At 45.7% G+C, this 24,258-nt stretch carries 22 protein-coding genes; 15 read left to right on the plus strand and 7 right to left on the minus strand.

The features are described from left to right. Position 1: 1 nt before the first annotated feature. The 7 genes from rnhB (at position 2) to CBX98_RS14720 (ending at position 8,517) form a co-directional block, all read left to right on the plus strand. The gene (rnhB, locus tag CBX98_RS14690) at positions 2–637 is read left to right on the plus strand and encodes a ribonuclease HII (RefSeq protein ID WP_006741667.1); all 636 of its coding nucleotides are present in this window, start codon (positions 2–4) and stop codon (positions 635–637) included. 81 nt (positions 638–718) lie between these two features. Further along, positions 719–4,198, plus strand: a complete 3,480-nt coding sequence (dnaE, locus tag CBX98_RS14695) for a DNA polymerase III subunit alpha (protein WP_006741668.1) — start codon at positions 719–721, stop codon at positions 4,196–4,198. A 46-nt stretch (positions 4,199–4,244) separates the two neighbouring features. Next, a complete protein-coding gene (gene accA, locus CBX98_RS14700; protein WP_005380365.1) occupies positions 4,245–5,204 on the plus strand; it encodes an acetyl-CoA carboxylase carboxyl transferase subunit alpha in 960 nt (319 codons plus the stop codon). Positions 5,205–5,310: 106 nt separating this feature from the next. After that, on the plus strand, positions 5,311–6,621 hold the full coding sequence (gene tilS / locus CBX98_RS14705; protein ID WP_109169619.1) for a tRNA lysidine(34) synthetase TilS: 1,311 nt from the start codon (positions 5,311–5,313) through the stop codon (positions 6,619–6,621). A gap of 70 nt (positions 6,622–6,691) precedes the next feature. Beyond that, positions 6,692–7,006: a cytochrome c gene (locus tag CBX98_RS14710; RefSeq protein WP_012841507.1), complete on the plus strand. Its 315-nt coding sequence runs from the start codon at positions 6,692–6,694 to the stop codon at positions 7,004–7,006. Positions 7,007–7,193: 187 nt separating this feature from the next. After that, positions 7,194–7,532, plus strand: a complete 339-nt coding sequence (glnB, locus tag CBX98_RS14715; protein ID WP_005436810.1) for a nitrogen regulatory protein P-II — start codon at positions 7,194–7,196, stop codon at positions 7,530–7,532. A gap of 139 nt (positions 7,533–7,671) precedes the next feature. Next, a complete protein-coding gene (locus tag CBX98_RS14720; protein ID WP_109169621.1) occupies positions 7,672–8,517 on the plus strand; it encodes an endonuclease/exonuclease/phosphatase family protein in 846 nt (281 codons plus the stop codon). A gap of 1 nt (position 8,518) precedes the next feature. Here the strand turns inward: CBX98_RS14720 and CBX98_RS14725 are convergent, their stop codons facing one another. The 3 genes from CBX98_RS14725 to gloB form a co-directional block, all read right to left on the minus strand. Beyond that, on the minus strand, positions 8,519–9,205 hold the full coding sequence (locus tag CBX98_RS14725; protein ID WP_053809793.1) for a YIP1 family protein: 687 nt from the start codon (positions 9,203–9,205) through the stop codon (positions 8,519–8,521). After that, positions 9,202–10,785 (minus strand): LysM peptidoglycan-binding domain-containing protein, encoded by a 1,584-nt coding sequence (locus CBX98_RS14730; protein WP_104969700.1) that lies wholly within the window; start codon positions 10,783–10,785, stop codon positions 9,202–9,204. The genes CBX98_RS14725 and CBX98_RS14730 overlap by 4 nt, the downstream gene beginning before the upstream one ends. A 255-nt stretch (positions 10,786–11,040) precedes the next feature. Next, positions 11,041–11,799 carry a hydroxyacylglutathione hydrolase gene (gene gloB, locus CBX98_RS14735; protein WP_006741673.1) on the minus strand — a complete coding sequence of 253 codons (759 nt, stop codon included), beginning with the start codon at positions 11,797–11,799 and terminating at the stop codon, positions 11,041–11,043. 37 nt (positions 11,800–11,836) lie between these two features. On the opposite strand from gloB, the gene CBX98_RS14740 reads away from it, so the two are divergent. Continuing rightward, positions 11,837–12,583, plus strand: coding sequence for a class I SAM-dependent methyltransferase (locus tag CBX98_RS14740; RefSeq protein ID WP_012841508.1), 747 nt, complete (start codon positions 11,837–11,839; stop codon positions 12,581–12,583). On the opposite strand, the gene rnhA is transcribed toward CBX98_RS14740, so the two are convergent. After that, entirely contained in the window at positions 12,580–13,044 is a 465-nt protein-coding gene (gene rnhA / locus CBX98_RS14745; protein ID WP_012841509.1) for a ribonuclease HI, read from the minus strand. The two genes, CBX98_RS14740 and rnhA, sit on opposite strands and share 4 nt — an antisense overlap. A gap of 59 nt (positions 13,045–13,103) precedes the next feature. Between rnhA and dnaQ the strand changes: the two genes are divergently transcribed. From dnaQ to CBX98_RS14770, 5 genes are all read left to right on the plus strand, one after another. Beyond that, positions 13,104–13,826 carry a DNA polymerase III subunit epsilon gene (gene dnaQ, locus CBX98_RS14750; RefSeq protein ID WP_005380385.1) on the plus strand — a complete coding sequence of 241 codons (723 nt, stop codon included), beginning with the start codon at positions 13,104–13,106 and terminating at the stop codon, positions 13,824–13,826. Positions 13,827–13,834: 8 nt separating this feature from the next. Further along, on the plus strand, positions 13,835–15,085 hold the full coding sequence (locus CBX98_RS14755; RefSeq protein WP_048625878.1) for a TIGR03503 family protein: 1,251 nt from the start codon (positions 13,835–13,837) through the stop codon (positions 15,083–15,085). 203 nt (positions 15,086–15,288) lie between these two features. Further along, positions 15,289–15,846 (plus strand): hypothetical protein, encoded by a 558-nt coding sequence (locus tag CBX98_RS14760; protein WP_109169623.1) that lies wholly within the window; start codon positions 15,289–15,291, stop codon positions 15,844–15,846. A 51-nt stretch (positions 15,847–15,897) separates the two neighbouring features. Next, positions 15,898–16,290, plus strand: a complete 393-nt coding sequence (locus tag CBX98_RS14765; RefSeq protein ID WP_109169625.1) for a DUF1353 domain-containing protein — start codon at positions 15,898–15,900, stop codon at positions 16,288–16,290. An 83-nt stretch (positions 16,291–16,373) separates the two neighbouring features. Beyond that, positions 16,374–16,784: a GNAT family N-acetyltransferase gene (locus CBX98_RS14770; RefSeq protein ID WP_109169627.1), complete on the plus strand. Its 411-nt coding sequence runs from the start codon at positions 16,374–16,376 to the stop codon at positions 16,782–16,784. Between the two features lie 73 nt (positions 16,785–16,857). Here CBX98_RS14770 and CBX98_RS14775 read toward each other — a convergent pair whose 3' ends face one another. Together CBX98_RS14775 and fadE are read right to left on the minus strand one after the other, a co-directional pair. After that, on the minus strand, positions 16,858–18,633 hold the full coding sequence (locus CBX98_RS14775; protein WP_046875514.1) for a SulP family inorganic anion transporter: 1,776 nt from the start codon (positions 18,631–18,633) through the stop codon (positions 16,858–16,860). Positions 18,634–18,844: 211 nt separating this feature from the next. After that, positions 18,845–21,289 (minus strand): acyl-CoA dehydrogenase FadE, encoded by a 2,445-nt coding sequence (gene fadE / locus CBX98_RS14780; protein ID WP_109169629.1) that lies wholly within the window; start codon positions 21,287–21,289, stop codon positions 18,845–18,847. Positions 21,290–21,665: 376 nt separating this feature from the next. On the opposite strand from fadE, the gene lpcA reads away from it, so the two are divergent. Both lpcA and CBX98_RS14790 read left to right on the plus strand, forming a co-directional pair. Next, on the plus strand, positions 21,666–22,241 hold the full coding sequence (lpcA, locus tag CBX98_RS14785) for a D-sedoheptulose 7-phosphate isomerase (protein WP_005380392.1): 576 nt from the start codon (positions 21,666–21,668) through the stop codon (positions 22,239–22,241). Between the two features lie 51 nt (positions 22,242–22,292). After that, positions 22,293–23,138 (plus strand): class II glutamine amidotransferase, encoded by an 846-nt coding sequence (locus tag CBX98_RS14790; protein ID WP_006741678.1) that lies wholly within the window; start codon positions 22,293–22,295, stop codon positions 23,136–23,138. Between the two features lie 370 nt (positions 23,139–23,508). On the opposite strand, the gene purN is transcribed toward CBX98_RS14790, so the two are convergent. Beyond that, complete coding sequence (purN, locus tag CBX98_RS14795; protein ID WP_109169631.1) at positions 23,509–24,165, minus strand: phosphoribosylglycinamide formyltransferase; 657 nt, start codon at positions 24,163–24,165, stop codon at positions 23,509–23,511. Between the last annotated feature and the right edge of the window lie 93 nt (positions 24,166–24,258).

Here is a 24,258-nt window from a genome sequence, read left to right on the forward strand (position 1 = left end):
CATGGCTGTTAAACCAAAAGCGACCAAAACCAAAGTTGAACTCCCTCCGTTTGAATATCCACAAGGTTATCAGTTTGTGGCCGGAGTCGACGAGGTAGGACGTGGCCCTTTGGTGGGAGACGTCGTCACCGCTGCGGTTATCCTTGATCCTAACAATCCTATTGAAGGTTTGAACGATTCGAAAAAATTGACCGAAAAGAAACGCATGGCGCTGCTTCCTGAAATTAAAGAAAAAGCATTGGCTTGGGCGGTCGGGCGCTGTTCTCCTGAAGAAATCGATCAACTGAATATTTTGCAGGCGACTATGGTTGCGATGCAGCGTGCAGTGGCGGGGTTAAAGGTTCAACCTGATTTGGTGTTGATTGATGGTAACCGTTGTCCAGAGCTGCCAATGGATGCTCAAGCTGTAGTAAAAGGCGATCTACGCGTTGCCGAAATCAGTGCGGCTTCCATTATTGCCAAAGTCGTGCGTGACCAAGAGATGGAAGAGTTGGATAAACTTCATCCACAATTTGGCTTCGCCAAGCACAAAGGTTATCCAACTAAAGCGCACTTTGAAGCGATTGAGCAACACGGAGTGATCAGTGAACACCGCAAGAGTTTCAAGCCAGTAAAAAAAGCGTTAGGCATAGAATAATCAAACGATCTAATTGGTGTTATAAACCCAACCTCTTTAGGTTAGAATCCCCAACAAAATAGAGTTACACGGTACCTGTTAATGTCAGATCCCAAATTCATCCACCTGCGTGTTCATAGTGACTTCTCGATGGTGGATGGCCTCAACAAAGTTCCGCCAATCGTAAAGAAAGTTGCTGAACTCGGTATGCCCGCAATGGCGTTGACCGACTTTACCAACCTATGTGGTTTGGTGAAGTTTTACGGTACAGCACATGGCAGTGGTGTTAAACCGATCATTGGTGCTGACTTTAAAATGCAGTCGGACGAGTTTGGTGAAGAGCTGACTCAAGTGACTTTGCTTGCGGCGGATAATGTGGGTTATAAGAACCTGACGTTATTGATATCAAAAGCGTACTTACGTGGACATGTTCAACACCACCCTGTGATTGATAAAGCCTGGTTGGCTGAAATGTCTGAAGGCTTGATTGTATTATCCGGCGGTAAAAGCGGGGAAATTGGTCGCGGCCTTTTGAAAGGCAACCGTCAAATAGTGCAAGGGTGTGTTGATTTTTATAAACAGCATTTTCCAGATCGCTTTTATCTTGAGTTACTTCGTACCGGTCGTCCAGATGAAGAAACTTACCTTCACTTTGCAGTTGAATTGGCAGAGCAGCAAGACTTGCCAGTAGTGGCGACCAATGAAGTTGTATTCCTGAGTCCAGACCTATTTGATGCTCATGAAATACGCGTAGCGATTCACGATGGTTACACATTAGAAGATCCGCGCAGGCCAAAAAACTACAGTCCGCAGCAATATCTTCGTACAGAAGAAGAAATGTGCGAGCTGTTTGCTGATATTCCTGAAGCGTTAGAAAACAGTGTCGAGATAGCGAAGCGTTGTAACGTGACTGTGCGCTTAGGGGAGTACTTCCTACCAGCCTTTCCAACCGAAGGGATGAAAGAGACTGAGTTCCTAGTCATGAAATCCCGAGAGGGGTTGGAAGAGCGTTTAGAGTTCCTATTTCCAGATGAGGAAGAGAGAAAACGTCGCCGCCCTGAATATGATGAACGTCTTCAGATAGAGCTAGATGTTATCAACCAAATGGGATTCCCTGGTTACTTCTTGATCGTAATGGAATTCATCCAGTGGTCAAAAGATAATGGAATTCCTGTAGGTCCTGGACGTGGTTCCGGTGCCGGCTCTTTGGTGGCTTACGCACTAAAAATCACCGATCTGGATCCACTAGAATACGACTTGCTGTTCGAACGTTTCTTGAACCCAGAACGTGTTTCGATGCCCGATTTCGACGTCGACTTCTGTATGGATAAACGTGACCAAGTTATTGACCACGTTGCGGAAATGTACGGTCGTGACGCGGTGTCTCAGATCATCACGTTTGGTACCATGGCGGCAAAAGCGGTAATCCGTGACGTTGGCCGCGTATTGGGTCATCCATTTGGTTTTGTTGATCGTATTTCAAAGCTGATCCCGCCCGATCCAGGCATGACGCTAGATAAGGCGTTTAAAGCTGAACCTGCACTACCTGAATTGTATGAGGCCGATGAGGAAGTTAAAGAACTCATCGACATGTGTCATATTTTGGAAGGCTGTACGCGAAACGCCGGTAAACACGCTGGTGGTGTTGTAATTTCACCTACAACAATTACCGATTTTGCGCCAATTTATGCAGACGCTGAAGGTCACTTCCCGGTTACTCAATTTGATAAAAACGATGTTGAGACCGCTGGCCTAGTTAAGTTTGACTTCTTGGGTTTACGTACCTTAACCATTATTGACTGGGCGTTAGGGCTGATTAACCCACGTCTAGAGCGAGAAGGTAAAGAACCGGTTCAAATTGAATCCATACCGTTAGAAGACCCTGCCTCTTTCCGTTTGTTGCAAAACTCTGAAACGACAGCAGTATTCCAGCTTGAATCTCGAGGCATGAAAGAGCTGATCAAGCGACTTCAGCCAGACTGTTTCGAAGACATCATCGCATTGGTAGCACTCTTCCGTCCGGGTCCTTTGCAATCGGGCATGGTAGATAACTTTATCGACCGTAAACATGGTCGAGAAGCGATCTCTTATCCAGATGAAAAGTGGCAACACGAGTCGCTAAAAGAGACGCTTGATCCAACCTACGGCATCATCCTGTATCAAGAGCAGGTAATGCAGATTGCGCAGATCTTAGCAGGTTACACGCTAGGTGGTGCGGACATGCTTCGTCGTGCAATGGGTAAGAAAAAGCCAGAAGAGATGGCAAAACAACGTGCTATCTTTGAAGAAGGTGCGATAAAGAACGGTATCGATGGCGAGTTGGCGATGAAAATCTTCGACTTGGTAGAGAAGTTCGCCGGTTATGGTTTTAACAAATCGCACTCTGCTGCTTATGCATTGGTTTCTTATCAAACTCTTTGGCTGAAAACCCATTATCCTGCCGAATTTATGGCCGCGGTAATGACAGCTGATATGGATAACACGGAAAAAGTCGTTGGCTTGGTCGATGAGTGTTTCCGTATGAAGCTCACCGTGCTGCCACCAGACATCAACTCTGGCCTATATCGCTTTAATGTTGATGAAAATGGCGCAATTGTTTACGGTATTGGTGCGATAAAAGGGGTAGGTGAGGGCCCTATCGATGCGATTCTTGAGGCGAGAAATAAAGGTGGTCACTTTAAAGACCTATTTGATTTCTGTGCTCGAGTTGATCTAAAACGCGTCAATAAACGAGTGATAGAGAAGCTGATTTACGCGGGCGCGTTGGATCGACTTGGCCCACACCGCGCGGCGATGATGGCGTCACTCAATGATGCGGTAAAAGCAGCAAGTCAACATCACCAAGCTGAGGCGTTTGGTCAAACGGATATGTTTGGTGTGCTAACGGATGCGCCTGAAGAAGTAGAGCATAAGTATACGCAGGTTCCGCCTTGGCCAGAAAAAGTGTGGTTAGAGGGCGAGCGTGATACCCTAGGCCTATATTTGACAGGGCACCCAATTAACGCCTACGTAAAGGAACTAAACAAATACACCAGTTGTCGACTAAAAGACGCAACGCCAACGCGTCGCGACCAATCTGTCACGGTGGCTGGTTTGGTTATTGCCGCTCGTGTAATGACGACTAAGCGTGGTACACGAATTGGCATTATGACACTGGATGACCGAAGTGGTCGCATGGAAGTGATGTTGTTCTCAGATGCACTGGATCGATACGCTGAACTTCTCGAAAAAGACAGAATTTTGGTCGTTTCTGGACAGGTCAGCTTTGATGACTTCAACGGTGGCCTTAAAATGTCGGCGCGTGAAGTTATGGATCTCGGCAGTGCGCGCGAGAAATACGCTCGTGGTTTGTCGGTATCGATAGATGCAACTCAGATCAACGATCAGTTTTTTGAGCAGTTCAGCCGTATTTTAGAACCGCACAAAGCCGGAACCGTACCCGTCAATGTATACTACCAGCGTGCCGACGCCAGAGCGCGGTTAACATTGGGCACCGAGTGGCGAGTAACGCCAAGTGATACATTACTCGACGATTTAAAACAGTTACTTGGCAAAAGCCAGGTAGAACTCGAATTTAACTAAAAATTCAGCGCAATATGTTAGACGCTGAGTAAACAAGGATTCATAGATGAGCCTAAACTTTCTTGAATTTGAAAAGCCAATTGCAGAACTAGAAGCGAAAATTGAAGCACTACGTGATGTCTCTCGTCATGGTGGTGATTCTGCGATTGACCTGGATAAAGAAATCGAACAGCTTGAGAAGAAAAGCTTAGAGCTGAAGAAAAAAACCTTCAGCGACCTAGGCGCATGGGAAACAGCTCAACTGGCTCGTCACCCACTACGTCCTTACACGCTGGATTACATCCAACACGCTTTTGAGGAGTTTGATGAATTAGCGGGTGACCGCGCGTTTGCAGACGACAAAGCGATTGTGGGTGGCATGGCTCGCCTTGAAGGCCGCCCTGTGATGATCATTGGTCACCAAAAAGGTCGTGAAACCAAAGAAAAAGTGAAACGTAACTTCGGTATGCCGAAACCAGAAGGTTACCGTAAGGCTCTACGCTTGATGGAAATGGCAGAGCGTTTCAATATGCCAATCATCACATTTATCGACACGGCTGGCGCTTACCCAGGTGTGGGCGCAGAAGAACGTGGTCAATCTGAAGCTATCGCGAAAAACCTAAAAGTGATGTCTGGCCTTAAAGTGCCAGTAATCTGTAACGTTGTCGGTGAAGGCGGTTCTGGTGGTGCACTAGCAATTGGTGTAGGCGACTACGTGAACATGCTTCAGTACTCTACGTACTCAGTAATCTCTCCTGAAGGTTGTGCTTCAATCTTATGGCGTGATTCTGACAAAGCACCGCAAGCGGCAGAAGCGATGGGTCTAACTGCTCCTCGTCTTAAAGAGCTTGAACTGATCGACGAAATCATTGAAGAGCCACTAGGCGGCGCTCATCGCGATCATGTTCAAATGGCAGCGAATATGAAAGCGACACTACTTCGTCAACTAGAAGATCTAGAGCAATTGGATGAAGAGACGCTGCGTGAACGTCGTTACCAGCGCCTAATGAGCTACGGTTACTGTTAATTTCGGTGATTGCTATTAAGCGTTAGCTGATATCTCAAGTGATAACAGTTAAAATAGAAAGGGTTGGATGAGAGTCCAGCCCTTTTTTGTACCTATCGGATCGCTTATGGAATCGCTGTACCCGCATTTTGCTCAAGTTCTCGGCCGCTACTATCAATCAGGCACTAAGGTTGTCTTGGCGTTTAGCGGAGGAGTGGATTCACGTCTTTTACTCGAATTACTCAGTCGCTATCAACAAGCGCATTCGATAGAGTGTCACGCTGTGTATGTGCACCATGGTTTGAGCTCGAATGCCGATGATTGGGCCGATAAATGCTTACTTTGGGCAAAACAAGTGGGCATATCATGCTCGATTGAGCGAGTGAGCTTAGACATCAGCAATGGTGAAAGTATTGAACTTCTTGCTCGTGAAGCTCGCTATCAAGCCTTAACTAAGTACATTCAAGAAGGCGATATACTGTTGACCGGCCAACATGCTGATGATCAACTAGAGACTTTTCTCCTTGCTCTTAAGCGAGGCAGCGGGCCAAAAGGGTTATCTTCGATGGCGGAGAGTATGCCGTTTTCTGGCGGATCCCTAGTTCGACCATTGCTTACTATCAAGCGGAAGACCATCGAAGACGCGGCTACTAAATTAGGCTTGGAGTGGGTGGAAGACGAAAGCAACCAAGATACCCGTTATGATCGTAACTTTCTTCGTCATTGTGTTATTCCTGAATTGTCTGGTCGCTGGCCTAGTATCCATCAAGCGGTTCAGCGCAGTGCAAGCTTATGTGCTCAACAAGAAGCGCTATTGGATGAACTATTGAGCGCGGTGTTTGAACGCGCTTTACAAACGGATCTAAGTTTGAGTATTGAAGAACTGGCTAAGCACAGTGAATTAGCGCGTGCGCGCTTGATTCGTATGTGGCTGGCTAAGCTTAATACTAGTATGCCGACTCAGGTACAACTCAATCTTATCTGGAATGAAGTCGCATTAGCTCAGCAAGATGCCAACCCCAAACTACAACTTAAACAAGGTGAAGTGCGCCGTTTTCGAAATCGTCTCTATTGGGTAACGGAAATAGCTGACGTCACTGAGTGGCAAAGTACGATTCAAGTCGATACCGTTTTATCGCTTCCAGAGCGGCTAGGGGAGCTGACCTTAACGACGAGTTCTAGCAACGCAACGATTGCGCTTCCGAGTCAGCCAGAATTGCTTCGCGTGACCTTTAATCCGGAAGGCTTATCAGCGCATCCAACCACGCGTAATCACAGTCGAAAACTGAAGAAGTTGTTCCAAGAATACAATGTGCCAAGCTGGCTGCGTCGTCAAATTCCGATTTTGATGTACCAAGACCGAGTCGTTGCTGTGGCAGATCTGTTCGTTGATCAGGCGTTTAATGGTCAAGATTGTGAACTTATTTGGCGCAGGTAATGAAAATTCATGCCACAATGTCGATTATAAAATATAAAAATCCTTAAATAATAATTGATTAGGTGAAGCAATGAAGAAAACAATCATGGGCGCAATGGTGGCGCTAACCATGCTCAGTGGGCAGGCTCTAGCTGCGGGAGATGCCACAGCAGGTCAAGCAAAGGCAGGAGTATGCGCAGCATGTCATGGTGCCGACGGTATTGCTGTCATTCCGGGTTACCCAAACCTGAAAGGGCAAAATGAGCAATATATTATCAGTTCAATTAAAGCCTATAAAAACAAAGAGCGAACAGGTGGTCTTGCTGCTGTTATGCAAGCTCAAGCTTCACTGTTGTCTGATGAAGACATCGCTAATCTAGCGGCTTACTACGCAAGTTTGAAGTAAACGCGAGTCTGAAAAAGCTTGGACGATTGGGCATTGAGCAGTCCTTACTTGGGTTTTATCAACTCACGATATTCGCTATGTTAATTTGCTCAATCTGGATTTTCGCTGGTGGATCATAGACAAACATTGAATGTTGCGAAACGCTAAACGATAATAAGCGCAATCGATTGAAGCTTAAGGGATGAACATGAAAAAAATTGAAGCGATTATCAAGCCATTTAAATTGGATGATGTTCGAGAAGCGCTAGCTGAAGTTGGCATTACAGGGATGACCGTCTCTGAAGTGAAAGGCTTTGGTCGCCAAAAAGGTCACACCGAGCTTTACCGTGGTGCAGAGTACATGGTGGACTTTCTGCCTAAAGTGAAGCTCGAAATCGTTGTAACGGAAGATGTGGCTGATAAATGCGTAGAGACGATCATTGAAACCGCGCAAACCGGCAAAATTGGTGATGGTAAAATCTTTGTGACTGATGTTGAGCGTGTGGTTCGTATCCGTACTGGTGAAGAAGACGAAGACGCGATCTAAGGTTTCTTGTTACCTGTCTCGTATTTATTATGCTAAAAGGGAGCCAAGTGGCTCCTTTTTTGTTTTTTACTTTCAGTGAAATCAAGTAACCCGAGGTTGGTTGTTCCAGTTTTAGGGTGCGTATATTCAGGTTTGTCGTATGTTTAAGCGTTTTTTTCTGGCGTTAGCTTTTCTTATTATGGCGGTATTGGTCGGCTTCCAGATTATTTTCACCGTACCAGATCAGCCGCAAATCATTACTCAAACAGGTTCAGAGCTGACGCAGGATATTAGGTGCATCGAATTTAGCGGCTCAAAAGCTCTGGATCAGGGCGGTGAAATCAATGTACTTGTCTGGAATATCTACAAACAGAACCGAACTAATTGGCAAAGCGCACTCAATGAATTCTCTGCTGATAAGCAGCTGCTGTTATTGCAAGAAGCCAGCATGACACCATCTTTTAAGCAATGGTTGGTGGATGGCAACTGGGTCAGCAACCAAGTGAGTGCCTTTAAGGCGCTGGGCAGCGGTGCGGGTGTGATTAGTATCGCTCAAGGGCAACCAGAAAAAGCCTGTGCTTATACGTCTAAAGAGCCTTGGCTGCGTTTACCCAAGTCTGCACTATACAGCCAATATCAATTAAGCAATGGCGAGAGACTCGCTGTGGTGAATGTACATGCAATTAACTTCACGGTTGGCACGCAAGAGTATGTCTCTCAGTTAACGGCTCTTGAAATGCTTTTAAAGCATCATACAGGGCCGATCCTATTCGCTGGAGACTTCAATAGTTGGAGTGAATCTCGCGTTAATGCGATGCGACAGGCCTTAAAAGCCGCGGACTTGCAAGAAGTGACGTTCTCGCCTGATCATCGAGTCCAATTTATAACGGGATTACCGTTGGATCACGTATTTTACCGAGGACTGACCCTCAAATACGCGAAAGCGCCGCAGAGCGACGCTTCCGATCATAACCCATTGTTACTGTCATTTACGTTAGATGATTAGCTTAGGTCACCACAATATAAAGCGCCCAAATAACGTAGAAGAATACCCATGGCAGGCTTGCAATCACCAAGGCTTGCCCACGTTCAAACTCAGTCCAAGTAAGCACAACACCGTAGCCGAGTACAATGTACCAAGGTAGAAGCAAAGGCAATGAGCTAGCGAACTGAGACCACTCACTGGTAAGCGGCAGTTTTAATAGACCATTGAGGCTGTTTAAATCTGCTGCGTAAGTCATCACCTGGCCATGCTTGAGCAATAGGCTCGCGTAGCTTGCGATATCGCCCAATACTGCTGGGAATAAGATTGCACACGACGCGGCAAACCACTTCCAGTAACCATATTGTTGCTTGCTTGCCTTCGTTGCAAGAAAGAACCAAAGCGCAAGCAACAGTAAGGTGGCAAAGCGGTTGAATACATCATTGATGATCGCACTTGCCATTAGCGTGTTTGGCTCTAATAGCTCAATCTGCTTTGGGTCGATTTGCTGAAACTGCGCGGCTAGTTGGTCACTAAGCCACGTGAAATCGACATTCGAAAAGTAAGCGCCCCAGAATAAAAACGGACTAAGCATCAAGAAGATGAACGGTTGCCATCCCCATCCGCCGCGTTGGTAAAGCGCTAGAAAGCAAGATGTTGGAGAACGAAAAATGTCCAACAGCATCACAAGTGGGTTGCTTGATGGGTTCATACACTTACCTTCGTTACGTCAACGTACAACTTAAGTTTTTGACCTGGTTGTAAGTATTTTTTCTTGTGTAGCGAGTTCCATTTTACGATGTCGTTTGTTTTTACTTTGAACTTGCTTGCAATGCCGCTAATGGTGTCACCGGAGCGAACGTTGTAGAAAACGGTACGGATCACAGCACCTTTGTCTGAGTCCTTCCAAATCACGAGCTTTTGACCCACACGCAATGGATCTTTAGGGCCCATGCCATTCCATTTTGCTAACGATTTATACGACACTTTATTTTCACGTGCGATTGACCACAAACTTTCTCCAGACTGAACGACATGAGTGAGCTTGAGTTGTCCACGAGCACGTGATTGAGTCTTGCTTAATCGATTTTGTGCCGTTAGTGCGTATTTCGCATCGTCTTTTGTTGACGTCGGAATCAGTAGGTATTGGCCAATACGAATATTGTTATTCGACAGACCGTTTGCACGTCGAATCACTTTTGTGGTTGTGCCGTATTTATTAGCTAGCACACTTAAAGAGTCACCAGACTTCACCTTGTAGCGAGCGACCTTCATCCCTTTACCACGGTTTTTCTCCACCTTAGTGAGAAAAGTCTCTTTTTTCTCTACCGGAATCAGAAGTTGGTGCGGACCTTCAGGCGCAGTTGACCATTGGTTGTATGCAGGGTTGTAACTTTGTAACTCTTTCACACCAATGCCGGCATAATCTGCAGCAATGGCTAGATCAAGCTGTTCTTTCGGATCGACAAGCGTTAGAACAGGCTTGTTTGGAATCGCAGGAATATTAAGCCCGTACTTGTCTTGGTTTGCGATGACGTCAGCCAAGGCTAGCAGCTTAGGTACGTAACTGCTGGTCTCTTTTGGTAAGTCCAATGAGAAGAAATCGATAGGTTTACCGAGCTTTTTATTTTTACGAATTGCGCTAGAAACACGGCCACCACCACTGTTGTAAGCAGCAATTGCATGCTCCCAGCTACCATCAAAACGCTCGTTTAGTTGTACAAGGTAGTCCAGCGCGGCATCCGTTGCTGCTGCCACATCTCGGCGACCGTCATACCAGTAGTTTTGCTCTAGTCCCATCATCTTTCCGGTGCCAGGGACAAATTGCCACAATCCAGCCGCGCTACCGTGTGAGTAGGCAAAGGCATCGAATGAGCTTTCCACCACAGGAAGCAAAGCAAGCTCCATTGGGAGTCCACGCTCTTCGATACGTTTTGTGATCATGTATAGAAAAGGAGTCGCACGCTTAGACACTGTGTAAAGGTGATTCGGGTGCTTTAGATACCACGTACGGTAGTAGTCCACTTTCTTATGGTTTGGGATATCCATTTCAAGTTGCATGGCGATACGTTGCCATACATCTTCTTGTTCCTGAGGGGAAAGAACTTTAGGCGCGTCGTTAGCGGATTTTTTTGCTAAAGACGATGTGTTGCCCGGTTGAGCCTTCGCTGCATTTTGTTTTGCAGTCTGCTCAGATTTATTGGTTTCTGGTGTAGAAGACGTTGAGTCTGACTGAGTCAATTGACAGCCAGATAATAACAACGCCAACGCCCAGGTATACTTCAAACGCATGGATTCAGCCTATTTAGGGCCTTTTTATCTTCACCTGCCTGTCGCGCAACACAATGTGCGTGGCAGTCGCAAGATAATAGACATCTTTTAAACACTAACTAATTAATAGAGGCAAAGAGCTTCTAAATTATGCAATGGGGAGAAATTCAAATAGATTTATATCAACCCCAAACGTAAGAGAAGCGCCAGTGGCGCTTCTCGAAAAATCAGCCCCTGATAATACTGGGGTCTTGCAAACTTACAAGCAGAAAATGGTTAAAATTCGTTCTTCCACTCACGCAAAGCAGTAAAAACCGAGCATGGATCGCTATTTTTAATGCGACTAGCAACAGATTGAACCACGTCAGGATTGGTGGTTCGCAAGAACGGATTAATCCACTTTTCTTTGCGTATTGTTGTTGGAAGTGTCGGAATGTTTAGAGCTCGCAGTCGGTTTACATCATCGCGATATTGACGGAGCTGCTCATTATCAGGCTCAACCGCTAAAGCAAACGCCACGTTACTCGCGGTGTATTCATGCGCGCAGAAGACTTGAGTTTCTTCTGGTAGAGACGTTAGCTTGTTCAGTGACTCAAACATTTGCTCTGGCGTACCTTCAAAAATACGACCGCAGCCTGCGGAAAACAACACGTCACCGCAAAACAGTTTTCCGTCTCCAACGTAACCGATATGACCTAAGGTATGGCCTGGTAAACCTAGCACCAAAAAGATTTCGCCAAATAACTCCAGTTTGTCGCCTTCTTCCATGGGGGTGGTTAGGGTTGGAATTGGTTCAGATTTCGGGCCTACAACGGCGACTTCAGGAAAGGCACGCACTAAGTCTGGAACGCCACCAATGTGATCGTTGTGGTGGTGCGTAATTAAAATCGCTTCTAAAGTTAATTCGTTAGCCTGCAAGTATTCTAACACTGGCTTCGCATCGCCCGGATCAACGACTGCGCAACGTTTATCGCTATTTTGTATCAGCCAGATGTAATTATCATTAAATGCGGGTATGCTTTTGATCTCTAACACGATTCGTTCTCCGTCACCCATTTTAGTCAGGTGGTTAATGAAACCAGCACTCAGCAACAAAACTATACCACACCCGTCGACTTGGTCAGCAATGAACAACGGTCCGTGGGTGCTTGAGTCAATCCAGACCCGACTTGATGAATGGTGTCCGAAACTCTTCGGTTACCATATGCTCAAACTGGGCGGGTTGAGCTGTGAGCTAACCAGCTGTAATTGTAACATTCAACACCAAGTCAACGTAGATATCCAGAACCCGTTGCATAATGTGATTGCAGATGGTTACGAATTGCCCTTTTTGGAAAAAAGCTTTGATGTTGTGATTCTCGCTCATCAGCTCGACTATGCAAGTGATCCACACCGTTTGCTACGGGAAGTCGATAGAGTGATGATGGATGATGGTTATTTGATAATCACTGGATTTAACCCACTAAGTTTGACTGGATTAGCGAGTTTGCTTCCTTGGCGTAAACATAATTTGCCTTGGAGTGGACGAATGTTTACGTCGAACCGCATCAACGACTGGTTAGGGTTACTTAATTATCAAGTGATTCATTGCGATCGTTACGCGCTGTTTCCGATGAAGCGCTACCGCACGATGTGGACATGGTTGGAAAACAGTCTCGGTGATTGGGCGTCACCTGCAGGGAGTTTGTATTACATTGTGGCACGGAAACGAACATACCCTCTCAAGCCTATCAAACCGCATTGGCGTTTGAAGAAAAAGCTCACACCACTAGGGGTGATGAATCGAGAGGGCAATACTATGAGGAAAGAGTCTCGTTAAGAGGGTTGGTAACCGGTATCTTCCTCGGTTGGGTTTTCTGCGGCGGTACGGGCTAGCTCATCACAAATTTCATTCTCACGATGACCAGCGTGGCCTTTTACCCAGTGCCATTCAACTTGATGGCGTGCAGTTTCTTTGTCTAGAGCTTGCCATAGATCGGCATTCTTCACGGGTTTTTTATCCGCTGTTTTCCAGCCACGCTTCTTCCAGTTATGGATCCACTGAGTAATACCTTGGCGCACATATTGACTGTCAGTCGTTAAAGTGACTTTGCAAGGTTGTTTTAACGTCTGCAGCGCGACGACAGCCGCCAACATTTCCATGCGGTTGTTGGTGGTTAACGTGTAGCCTTTGGAAAGCGTCTTTTCTACGTCTTTGTAACGCAATACAATGCCGTAACCACCTGGTCCTGGGTTACCTAAACAAGAACCGTCAGTGAAAATCTCAACGTGTTTGGTCATATTTTTTGGTACTATTAGCCGAAACATTTAATAAAGCATAGTCTGACATACATAACCTTATGAATACCAGCAGCAATTCTGAATATAACCGCATTGTCGTTCTCGATACCGAAACCACAGGTATGAACCGCGAGGGTGGTCCTCACTACATGGGACACCGCATTATTGAAATCGGTGCCGTGGAGATCATCAACCGTAAGCTGACTGGTCGTCACTTCCACGTTTATTTAAAACCCGATCGTGAAATCCAACCAGAAGCGGTTGAAGTTCACGGTATTACGGATGAATTCTTGGTTGATAAACCGGAATACGCGAGCGTGCACCAAGAGTTTCTTGAGTTTATTAAAGGCGCAGAACTTGTTGCCCACAACGCACCCTTCGATACGGGCTTTATGGATTACGAGTTTGGCATGCTCGATCCCAACATCGGCAAAACGGACGACTACTGCAAGGTGACCGATACCCTTGCTATGGCGAAGAAAATCTTCCCTGGCAAGCGAAACAACCTTGATATCTTATGTGAACGCTACGGTATTGATAACTCGCACCGTACACTCCACGGAGCTTTGCTCGATGCGGAGATTCTAGCCGACGTTTACCTCTTTATGACGGGTGGTCAAACGAGTCTAGAGTTTAACGCGAATAAACAAGAGGGTGGGGTAGAAACCATTCGCCGTATTGAAGGAAGAAAAGCGCTAAAGGTTTTGCGCGCAAGTGCCGATGAACTAGAAGCTCACCAAAAAAGATTAGAGTTGGTGAACGACTGTATTTGGCATCAATAGGAGAAGCTATGCTGAGGGCTTTGTTGGTCGCGTTTTTAGCGATATGGAGTAGTCTCTCGAGTGCATCGAGTGAATCTGCTATGTCTTTGTTAGACAATCGCTTTCGAGTGGATCCAACCATCGAGCAGATCACTTTTTTAGTTTATCGTGAGCAAAGTTCTCAGCCAGTTGTTTTAGTCCGCCCTGACGGTAAAAAGTACTATGCTTGGGACGCCTACGACAATGTACGTTGGTACCAAGAAGCCTCACTCGATATTATCTCCGTTGACAACCCTATGCCAGGCCCATGGCAGGCTGTGGGGAAAGTCACTCCTAAAAATAACATCCGCTTAATTTCTCACTTAAAGCTCAGCACGGATGTGTTCCCAAACCGATTATATAATGGGGAAGCGCTTAAGTTTACAGCTCGCCTAACCTCCGACGACAAACCTCTTGTACTGCGCGACTTCCTTGACCGCGTGAATTTGCGCGTGACATTTACCAAGTTTGTCGAAAATGAAGATGAGTTGATCAAAGAAGCACGTCCAGTGCCGATGGTTGTGGGTGAGTTTGCTGATGATGGCCGCGGCTTGGATGAAAAAGCAGGGGATGGTGTGTTCACTGTCCAACTACCAATAGATGTTGAGCCCGGTAAGTACCGTGCGCGAATCACCTCTGGTAATGGCGTATTCTTACGAGCGCAAGAGCAAGTCATCTTGGTTTATCCGAACCCAATTTCTCGTACTTTTATTCAGGCGCGCAATCCCGACAAACCACACCAATTGGTGGTGAGTGGTGAGCAAGGTATGATCGCGCCAGGCTCAATCGCAGTCACGGTGGAACAAGATGCACCCGATGGCTTTGTTAGCTACAGCCAAGGCCAGGTTTCTAAAGATGGAATGAGAACCACGCTGAACCTCAATAATGACGCTGAGCTTGGTAAATACGCATGGCGCGGCGAGATCTTTGCCACTGATTTTGCGACGCAACGTCCACTGGTGTTTCCTATTCCAGAGCAAACTTTCAGTGTAGTTGATGACGTTGATCTAGAAGCCGCTCGAATTGCAAAAGAAGCTGAATTAGCCGAGCAGCGCCGTATTGAAATGGAAAAGCAAATTATTGCTGAGCGGGAGGCTGAGCGTAAGCGCAGCATGATTATTATCGCGGTGGGTAACGTGATAATGCTGCTGATTGTGATCATTGCATGGATAGTCTGGCGCAAAATTAAAGCGAAGCGCGATGCCATGCCAGAGATGCAGTTAGAAGTGCCAAAGAAATAGTAGTAACACATAAACCTAGAAACGGAGCCAATCGGCTCCGTTTTTTTTCAGTTTAAGTTTGAGACAGAATTTGATGTTCTCATGGTCATTAATCATTTTATTTTAAAGTAACACCATGATTTAACGTTGATTAATCATAATAAAGCTCGCATGATACTCTTTACGTTTCGACTTGATTTTAGTGCGTATCGACGGAGTGAGTTATGACAATTGGAGCGTTAGAACTAGAACATCTACCACGACAAAAGGCCTTGGTTGAGTCTGCTTATGATGCCTTTTATTCTGAAAAAGACGTTGTTGCTGCGGTATTGCTTGGTTCATTGTCATCAGGAAAAGGTGACCGTATTTCGGACGCTGATGTTGTTGTCTTTACTCAAAACAACTTCCATAAAGCCTCAGAGCCTTGCTTTACCCACTTTGAAGCAAATAAAGACATTTTTTATCGTCTTGAGGGAGAGCACAACGAAAATGCGTGCTTCAAAAAATATATTTTTAATGACCTAACCAGTGCGGAGATTCATTGTTTAGATATCTGTGAGCCTTTCAAACTTTCTAAGCCATTTAAGGTTTTATTTGATAAAGCTGATGTGACTGCTGGCATGGTTACTGATGAACCTGCGCCAAAACATGAAGATTTCCCAGTTTATACCAGTGGTGATCAAGGCCTGATTTGGGAACTCTTTGATTGTATTAAGTGGTTGAGCAGAGATAACCATGATCTTGCAAAGTCCTACTTTAAAAAACTCTCTGAGAAACTCTAATTTGAGAGTTATCCCCGTTCCTCCCACTCAAGTTAGTTAGGCGGTTAGGTTATGAAATACAAAAAGCGTCAGAAGTACAAATACACTCTCCATTCTGAAGAAAAGATTGAGACTCGCATTCCAGTGAGTAAGGCGTATGACAGCCCTTTTCTTAGTTTGTCCAAACAAGGCGTGTTAACGATTAAAAAGGGCTATGCATGGGATGGAGCGAGTGGGCCAGCGTTAGACACAAAAAACATTATGAAAGCTTCTTTAGTGCATGATGCTCTTTACCAACTCATGAGGGAAGAGGTGTTGCCACAAAGTGCTCGAAAGCATGCGGATATGTTGTTGAGAGAAACATGTTTAGACAAAGGAATGTCTAGCTTCAGAGCAACTTATATCTATTATGGCGTCAGAGTTGTCGGTGGCTTCTTTTCCAGACCCGATACTTTGTGTGCTTAACGGGAACACCTTTCCAATTTTAACTGTTTATTTATACAGTTTAGTTATGTAAGCTCCAAGGTGATACAAAGGAGTCGTACATAATGACAATAAGATATGAAGAGCACGTGCCAAGCCCGAAAGAATACTGTGATATGCGCGTCAAAGCCGGGCTATCACCCAAATCGTTGAAAGCTGCTGAAATTGGTCTACCCAATTCGTTGTATGGCGTATCTGTCCGGGATGAAGGAAAGCTCATTGCAATGGGCCGGATTGTTGGTGACGGGGCGTGTAACTTCGAAATTGTCGACGTTGCCGTTGACCCTGATTATCAAGGTAACGGGTTAGGTAGAAAAGTCATGGAATACATCGACGATTATCTTTCTTCTGTTGCACTTGAAGGCTCTTACGTTTCTATGATTGCTGATGAGCCGGTCTTTTACGAAAAGCTTGGTTATAGGCTGGTGGCTCCTAAAAGCCAAGGGATGACAAAAAAGTTTAAGCCGAAGGTGTAACACGTATTCAGCTGTGTAAATAAGCAATAGAAAACAGGAGTTTAATTTCCTGTTTTCTATATTAAATTTCTACTTAAGCCACTTCTGGAATTGGTTTGGGTGGCTGCTCTAAATCAGGCTCTTTTTGAACAGTAGGAATTTGTCCCTCACCCACAGCACTGATGTAACAGCCACTAAGTTTAATGGCAAGGTACATATCGGCTCGAAGTAAGATACCTCCTTCACTGGTGCTGATACCAGTAAGCTCACACCATTGACGTAAGCGTCGTTTCCTTCCTGCGAGGATTAAGCGTACGCCTCTCTTTTTTAAAGTATTGTGAATATCTGCCAGTGTTGCCATCACACTGAGATCCAAGTGAGTAAAGCTCGATACGGCGTCGATGACAACGCAACTTGCGTCTTTGTGATGTTCTACTTGCTCTAACACTCGGCGTTTAAAGTAAGGTGCGTTGAAGTAAGTCAGCGGCGAGTTAAAGCGGTAAATCACCATTCCAGGAATAGGCGAAGCTTTTCCTGAGTCGTCGATGGTCCGAATGGTGCCTTTTTCATCCAAGCCAAGTAGCTGATCACTCGGTCGCATGACAATACGTAAAAATTGAAACAGCCCTAGCAGTACCGCCAAAGTGATCCCCGGTATTACGCCTACGATCAAAACAGAAATAAAAGTGATGATTGCTAGATAGAACGCATCTTTGTCACGAGATTTTAATTTCCAAATGGCTTTGAGATCGAGCAGAGACAAGGATGCGATGATCAACACGACACCAAGTGATGCGATGGGAATAAACTGTAAAGGCTCATAAATAAATACCGCAATAATGGCAATGGTGATTGCGGCGACAATCGAAACTAATTGAGATTTACCGCCATTGGCATCATTTACCGCTGTGCGTGAGTCAGCTCCGCTTATCGCGAAACCTTGCGAAAACGCTGAGGCAATGTTGGCAAAGCCCAACGCCTGAAACTCTTTATTTGCATCAATATCATAACCGTTTTTAGCGGCGAAACTGCGCGCGGTGAGCATCATGCTAACAAAGCTGACAATCGCAAGGTTGAGCGCCGGGACCACTAGCTCACGAACTTCACCTAGCTCAAACTCCGGCGTTTGAAACTGAGGGAAACCACCTTGAGTGAGCCCAACTACGGATACGCCCATCTCTTGTAAATGGAAAAACCAAACTGACGCGGTAGTCACGAGTATCGCCAGCATGGCAGCAGGCCAAGTTGGTCGGTAGCGTTTGGTGAGTAAATAAACGACAACCGTCACGATACTCAGAGTTACGGTAGGCCAATGAAGCTCGGTTAATCGTTGTGGAGCCTCCCATAAGCGTTCCAGCAAATAACGTTGTTCGTATTTCAAACCGACCACTTTGGCAAACTGACCAACGATAATCGTGAGAGCGACACCGTTGAGTAGACCCAAAAGAATCGGGCGAGAAAGGAAGTCTGCAAACACCCCTAACTTGAAACGACTTGCCAGTACACACCAAATCCCCGTCATCGCTGTCATGGTCATGACTAACTGCCAATGTTTTGTGGGGTCACCTGCGGCAAGTGGTGTTACAACAGCAGCGATCACTGCACAAGTTGCTGCATCGGGTCCGACAATGAGTTGTCGAGATGTGCCCATCATGGCGTACACCAACATTGGCAGTACACACGAGTACAGACCGACAATTGCGGATACACCGGTTAGCTGTGCATAAGCTATGGCAACTGGCAGGGCAACCGCGACAACAGAAAAGGCGGCTCTAAAGTCGTTAACAAACCATTCTTTTTGATAATGCTTAAGCTGAACAAGCCCAGGGAACCACTGTGCGAATAATATTTTAGCCAACGGATTTACCATATATGTGAGTGAGTTACTTAAAAGTATACACCGCTTGCTTGGAACGTCTGTGAGTTAGTTATCACTGGAAATCGGGGGGAAGGTTCGGAGTGCGTGGATTTTATTGCGCTTGCGCAGAGGTTCTTCGTGGTGTGAGGTGTTATGAACGCTATTCTGGTAGCAATAAAAAACGGGAGTTGTCACTCCCGTTTTATGGTTTCAGATTAGAGAGTTAGGCAACGCTATCCATCTGAGGGTATAGCGGCTTTGCTGCGAGCAATTCCGGCTCAAAGTCGTCAACGTTGATTGTATCCAGACGATGCTGTTCAGCTTCTCTTAGTAGGTCGGCTTCTTCTTGCGTGATCAAGCCTTGCTCTAGCCCTTCCTGAGCAATCATATCCAAACGTAGGAATGGACGACGTTTGCCTTGAGCTTTACATACTTTGTCGAACACTGGCTCAGCTTGAAGAATGACTGACAGGGCAAGCTCAATCTTACCTGCTGCGTTGTGCTCGGTTGGTTCAAGGTACTGACCGCGACCAATGCGTGAGCGCGTTGCACTTGGCGTTTGTAGAATACGCGCTACTTTACTGTCTAGTTTATCGCTTGGTGCTTTGCGTACGCGACCAAATGGCATGATTAATACGCGTAGCGCACGGCCAATTACTTTGTTCGGAAAGTTTGCTAAGAATTCATCTACTGCCACTTCAGCTTGTTTCAAACTGTCTTGTAGACCCCAGTGTACTAATGGTAAATCTTCGACTGGGCGGCCATCTTGCTCAAAACGTTTCAACGTCGCAGAGCTCAAATATAGCTGGCTTAGAATGTCACCAAGACGCGCTGATAGACGCTCTTTACGCTTCAAAGAGCCACCTAGCACTGCCATTGAGATATCCGATAGCAGAGCAAGGTTTGCACTGTAACGGTTCAATTGTTGGTAGTAACGCTTGGTTGCATCTTTGGTTGGTGATGAAGAACCTAAACCATCGCTCAAACCAAACCAGATACTGCGCACGAGGTTACTCATTGTAAAGCTCACGTGACCAGCAAGCGCTTTATCGAACTTCTCAACTGCATCGCCAGCCTCAGAATATGCTGCGTTCATTTCTTCAAGAACGTAAGGGTGACAACGAATCGCACCTTGACCAAAGATGATCATTGAACGAGTTAGGATGTTTGCACCCTCAACCGTTACCGCGATTGGTGCACCTTGGTAACCACGCGCTAGGAAGTTAGAAGGTCCCATACAGATCCCTTTACCGCCTACGATGTCCATTGCGTCGATGATGCTTTGCTGACCGCGATGAGTACAGTGGTACTTCACGATAGCTGAGATAACCGAAGGTTTTTCACCTAGGTCGATACCTGCCACGGTTAAGTTACTTGCTGCATCCATCACATAAGCATTACCACCAAGACGTGCCAATGGCTCTTCTACGCCTTCCATGTGACCGATTGGCTGTTTGAACTGGCGACGAATGCGTGAGTAAGCACCTGTGGCCATTGCGGCAGTTTTGATACCACCTGTTGAGTTTGAAGGTAGTGTGATACCACGTCCAACCGACAAACACTCAACCAGCATACGCCAACCTTGGCCCGCCATTTTTTCACCACCGATAATGAAATCGATAGGAACAAAGATGTCTTTACCGCGCGTTGGACCATTTTGGAATGGTACATTGAGCGGGAAGTGTCGGTTACCAATCTCAACACCTTTGACATCAGTTGGGATAAGCGCACAAGTGATGCCAAGATCTTCTTTGTCGCCTAGCAAACCTTCAGGATCGCGAAGTTTAAATGCTAAGCCTAGTACCGTTGCGACTGGCGCTAGGGTGATGTAGCGCTTGTTCCAAGTCAGGCGCATACCCAGTACTTCTTTTCCTTCCCATTCGCCTTTACAGACCACACCGTAATCTGGAATAGATCCAGCGTCAGAACCCGCTTCTGGACTTGTTAGGGCGAAACAAGGGATATCCTTACCTTCAGCTAGGCGCGGTAAGTAATGATTTTTCTGATCTTCAGTACCGTAGTGTTGCAGTAGCTCACCAGGGCCCAAAGAGTTAGGAACACCAACGGTAGACGATAGAACGCCAGAAACACCCGTTAGTTTTTGTAGTACTAGTGATTGCGCGTATGCTGAGAACTCAAGACCACCGTACTTTTTCTTAATGATCATGGCAAAGAATTTGTGATCTTTCAGGTATTGCCATACTTCTGGCGGTAAGTCTGCGAGTTCGTGAGTCACTTGAAAATCGCTCACCATGGCACACACTTCATTCACTGGACCGTCTAAAAAGGCTTGTTCTTCTGCACTTAATTTAGGTGCTTGAATTGCGTGAAGCTTTTGCCACTCTGGTTTGCCTTTAAATAGCTCGGCTTCCCACCAGACGGTACCTGCGTCTAACGCTTCTTTTTCGGTTTGAGACATAGCTGGCAGCACTTTCTTGAAAAGCGCTAATGCTTTGCGGCTTACCAAAGACTGACGTACGCCAGGGACCGCGAATACAGCGGCAGCAAGAACGTAAATAGCCCAACCAGTAACGCCAACCGTGCCTATTACTGTGAGCGCTAACATAGCTGCTGTGAGTAAACTAATAGATTTCACGAGAGACATGCGGTGGTAGAGCGTAATGCCTAGCACGACCGTCATCGTGATGATTGAGAGCAAGATGTCCATATGTATTTTCCTTTTCAGACTTTATAAGTGTTGTACGTCTGTATGTTAGGTAAGAGGTCTAACCAGTTGGTTTAAGTGTAATCAAAATATTAAGGAAATGTAAAACATAAGATTGGATAAAAAGTGATCTAAGTAGAGTTAAAGTTCTAAAGTTGCGATTTGAGTGATGGTTTCATGAGCAAGTTGACAAGTTTATTACCATCACCAATCTAAATCTGTTGGTTCACTATCGACACTAATTCTCGTTTGTGGGTAAACTCAGAGTAATCAAACCCGAGTTCAGGTTTATGAAATGTCCGATACCAAATTGGTATCAGAACAATTTGCTCAGTGAATCTAGGACTGACTGAAGCCGAAATAATAAAGAGAACGTCTTATGTACCATGATCTGATTAGAAGTGAATTAAACGAAGCTGCTGAAGTGCTCAACAAATTTTTAAGTGATGACCATAACATTGCGCAAATCGAAGCAGCGGCGAAAATGATTGCTGACTCATTCAAGCAAGATGGTAAAGTACTGTCATGTGGTAACGGTGGTTCTCACTGTGATTCGATGCACTTTGCCGAAGAGTTAACAGGCCGTTACCGAGAAAACCGTCCTGGCTATGCTGGTATTGCTATTTCAGATCCAAGCCACCTTTCTTGCGTGAGTAATGACTTTGGTTATGACTTCGTGTTTTCCCGTTATGTAGAAGCGGTTGGCCGAAAAGGTGACGTACTGTTTGGTCTGTCGACTTCAGGTAACTCAGGTAACATCCTGAAAGCAATTGAAGCGGCACAAGCGAAAGGCATGAAGACGATTGCGCTAACAGGCAAAGATGGCGGCAAAATGGCAGGGCTTGCCGATATTGAAATCCGCGTGCCGCACTTTGGTTATGCGGACCGTATTCAGGAAATTCATATTAAGATTATTCATATCATCATTCAGTTGATTGAAAAAGAGATGGAATAGTCGTTTCACAGCTACCTTTTCGAGCTGTGTTGTTAGGGAGTTTTTTAAATCATGTGTGAATTGCTCGGTATGAGCGCTAATGTTCCGACGGATATTTGTTTCAGTTTTACCGGGCTCATGCAGCGTGGAGGTCGAACTGGCCCACACCGTGACGGATGGGGAATTACCTTCTACGAAGGGAAAGGTTTTCGAACTTTCAAAGATCCCAAGCCAAGTTGTGAGTCGCAAATTGCAGAGTTAGTGCAAAATTATCCTATCAAGAGTCGTGCTGTCGTTAGTCATATCCGACAGGCGAATCGTGGTGGTGTTAATTTAGAAAATACTCATCCCTTTACACGTGAGTTATGGGGGAGGTATTGGACGTTTGCGCACAACGGTCAGCTCTCAGGCTATCAAGACTTACATACGGGTCGACATCGACCTGTCGGTGAGACAGATAGTGAACTGGCATTTTGCTGGTTGTTGAAGCAAATGGAAGATCGATACCCTGAGCCACCAAAGGATATGGAGTCGGTATTCTTATATGTAGCTAAATGTTGTGATGAGCTAAGAGAGAAGGGTGTATTTAACATGCTTCTGAGTGATGGTGAGTATGTAATGACGTATTGCACCAATCACTTGTATTGGATCACGAGACGCGCACCGTTTGGTAAAGCCGCTTTGCTTGATGAAGATGTGGAAATTAACTTCCAAGAAGAAACAACGCCACACGACATTGTGTCTGTGATCGCGACTCAACCTTTAACGGGCAATGAAGCTTGGCAGCGGATGAAGCCTGGCGAATACGGCTTGTTTCACCTAGGTGAACTTGTGAAAAACAATGCCTCTGAATTGGTGAATGTGCCGTTTGCAGCGGCGAAACCGGGCAATCAGGCGCCAACTGAGCCGTTAGAATAGCGGTTAATTCGGAACAACTCGTAAAGCTCGCTTAATCGCGAGCTTTATTTTTATGCGTTTAAACCGAGGGCAGATACTGGTGAACTCTCATACTTTCTAGCCTCCTAGTCTCGCTAAGGCTTGCTGGAAAGACGTAACTGATAGAAATTTCTCATAAAACACCACGTCATTCTGAACGGTGAGGAACGAACCAGATTCAGAATCTACTTTCCGAGTGTCGTGTTACTCAAGTGGTTATGGGATTTTCTAGAATGTTGGGTTTTATGTTTCTAGTCTCACTACGGCTTTCTTGAATCAAGTTTATATGTTTCAAAATAACAAAAGGCAGCTCTCAGGCTGCTTTTTTGTGTTTGGAGTTTGGTTTTCAGGACTACTCATCGGAGGCGTAGCCGTGTACGCCAAGCTCTGCGCCATCTAAATAGGCTTTACCATCCTTCATGATCAACCGCTCGTCTACCAACCACTTAGCCACCATAGGGTAGATTCGGTGCTCCTGAGCCTGAACACGCGCTGCAAGTACACTAGCATCATCGTCTTCGAACACAGGAACTTTTGCTTGCAGTATGACAGGGCCACCATCAAGCTCTTCCGTTACAAAGTGCACACTCGTACCATGTTCTTTGTCGCCAGCATCTATTGCTCTCTGGTGTGTGTGTAGCCCAGGATATTTTGGTAGAAGAGAAGGGTGGATATTGATCATCTTACCCATGTAATGAGAAACAAACTCGCTGCTCAGAATACGCATGTAGCCCGCCAGAATAATCACGTCTGGTTGGTATTCATCGATTTGACTCACTAGCTCTGCATCAAAGCTTTCACGCGAGCTGAATGCTTTAGGGTCGACAAAGTGACCGTCTACATCAAACTTTTTTGCACGTTCTAAACCAAAAGCATCGGCTTTGTTAGAGAACACGGCTGCCACTCGTGCGTTTGGCATGCTGTCTTCGCAAGCTTCCAAGATAGCTTGCAGGTTACTTCCGTTACCCGAGATGAGGACCACAATGTTTTTTAGGGTATGGTTTTTCATGATGTCGAGAGTGCCTTGGTATTGTAGGTTGGAGTTATGTAGCTTCTAAACTACCTACTAATAGAATGGTTTTTATTGTTCTAGATAGCAAAA

The organism is Vibrio sp. T9, assembly GCF_003123985.1.
GTDB lineage: Bacteria > Pseudomonadota > Gammaproteobacteria > Enterobacterales > Vibrionaceae > Vibrio > Vibrio diabolicus.

Coding starts and splice junctions, on each gene's coding strand:
- rnhB (WP_006741667.1), top strand. CDS start 2: ATGGCTGTTAAACCAAAAGCGACCAAAACCAAAGTTGAACTCCCTCCG.
- dnaE (WP_006741668.1), top strand. CDS start 719: ATGTCAGATCCCAAATTCATCCACCTGCGTGTTCATAGTGACTTCTCG.
- accA (WP_005380365.1), top strand. CDS start 4,245: ATGAGCCTAAACTTTCTTGAATTTGAAAAGCCAATTGCAGAACTAGAA.
- tilS (WP_109169619.1), top strand. CDS start 5,311: ATGGAATCGCTGTACCCGCATTTTGCTCAAGTTCTCGGCCGCTACTAT.
- CBX98_RS14710 (WP_012841507.1), top strand. CDS start 6,692: ATGAAGAAAACAATCATGGGCGCAATGGTGGCGCTAACCATGCTCAGT.
- glnB (WP_005436810.1), top strand. CDS start 7,194: ATGAAAAAAATTGAAGCGATTATCAAGCCATTTAAATTGGATGATGTT.
- CBX98_RS14720 (WP_109169621.1), top strand. CDS start 7,672: ATGTTTAAGCGTTTTTTTCTGGCGTTAGCTTTTCTTATTATGGCGGTA.
- CBX98_RS14725 (WP_053809793.1), bottom strand. CDS start 9,205: ATGAACCCATCAAGCAACCCACTTGTGATGCTGTTGGACATTTTTCGT.
- CBX98_RS14730 (WP_104969700.1), bottom strand. CDS start 10,785: ATGCGTTTGAAGTATACCTGGGCGTTGGCGTTGTTATTATCTGGCTGT.
- CBX98_RS14740 (WP_012841508.1), top strand. CDS start 11,837: ATGAAACCAGCACTCAGCAACAAAACTATACCACACCCGTCGACTTGG.
- rnhA (WP_012841509.1), bottom strand. CDS start 13,044: ATGACCAAACACGTTGAGATTTTCACTGACGGTTCTTGTTTAGGTAAC.
- dnaQ (WP_005380385.1), top strand. CDS start 13,104: ATGAATACCAGCAGCAATTCTGAATATAACCGCATTGTCGTTCTCGAT.
- CBX98_RS14755 (WP_048625878.1), top strand. CDS start 13,835: ATGCTGAGGGCTTTGTTGGTCGCGTTTTTAGCGATATGGAGTAGTCTC.
- CBX98_RS14760 (WP_109169623.1), top strand. CDS start 15,289: ATGACAATTGGAGCGTTAGAACTAGAACATCTACCACGACAAAAGGCC.
- CBX98_RS14765 (WP_109169625.1), top strand. CDS start 15,898: ATGAAATACAAAAAGCGTCAGAAGTACAAATACACTCTCCATTCTGAA.
- CBX98_RS14770 (WP_109169627.1), top strand. CDS start 16,374: ATGACAATAAGATATGAAGAGCACGTGCCAAGCCCGAAAGAATACTGT.
- CBX98_RS14775 (WP_046875514.1), bottom strand. CDS start 18,633: ATGGTAAATCCGTTGGCTAAAATATTATTCGCACAGTGGTTCCCTGGG.
- fadE (WP_109169629.1), bottom strand. CDS start 21,289: ATGGACATCTTGCTCTCAATCATCACGATGACGGTCGTGCTAGGCATT.
- lpcA (WP_005380392.1), top strand. CDS start 21,666: ATGTACCATGATCTGATTAGAAGTGAATTAAACGAAGCTGCTGAAGTG.
- CBX98_RS14790 (WP_006741678.1), top strand. CDS start 22,293: ATGTGTGAATTGCTCGGTATGAGCGCTAATGTTCCGACGGATATTTGT.
- purN (WP_109169631.1), bottom strand. CDS start 24,165: ATGAAAAACCATACCCTAAAAAACATTGTGGTCCTCATCTCGGGTAAC.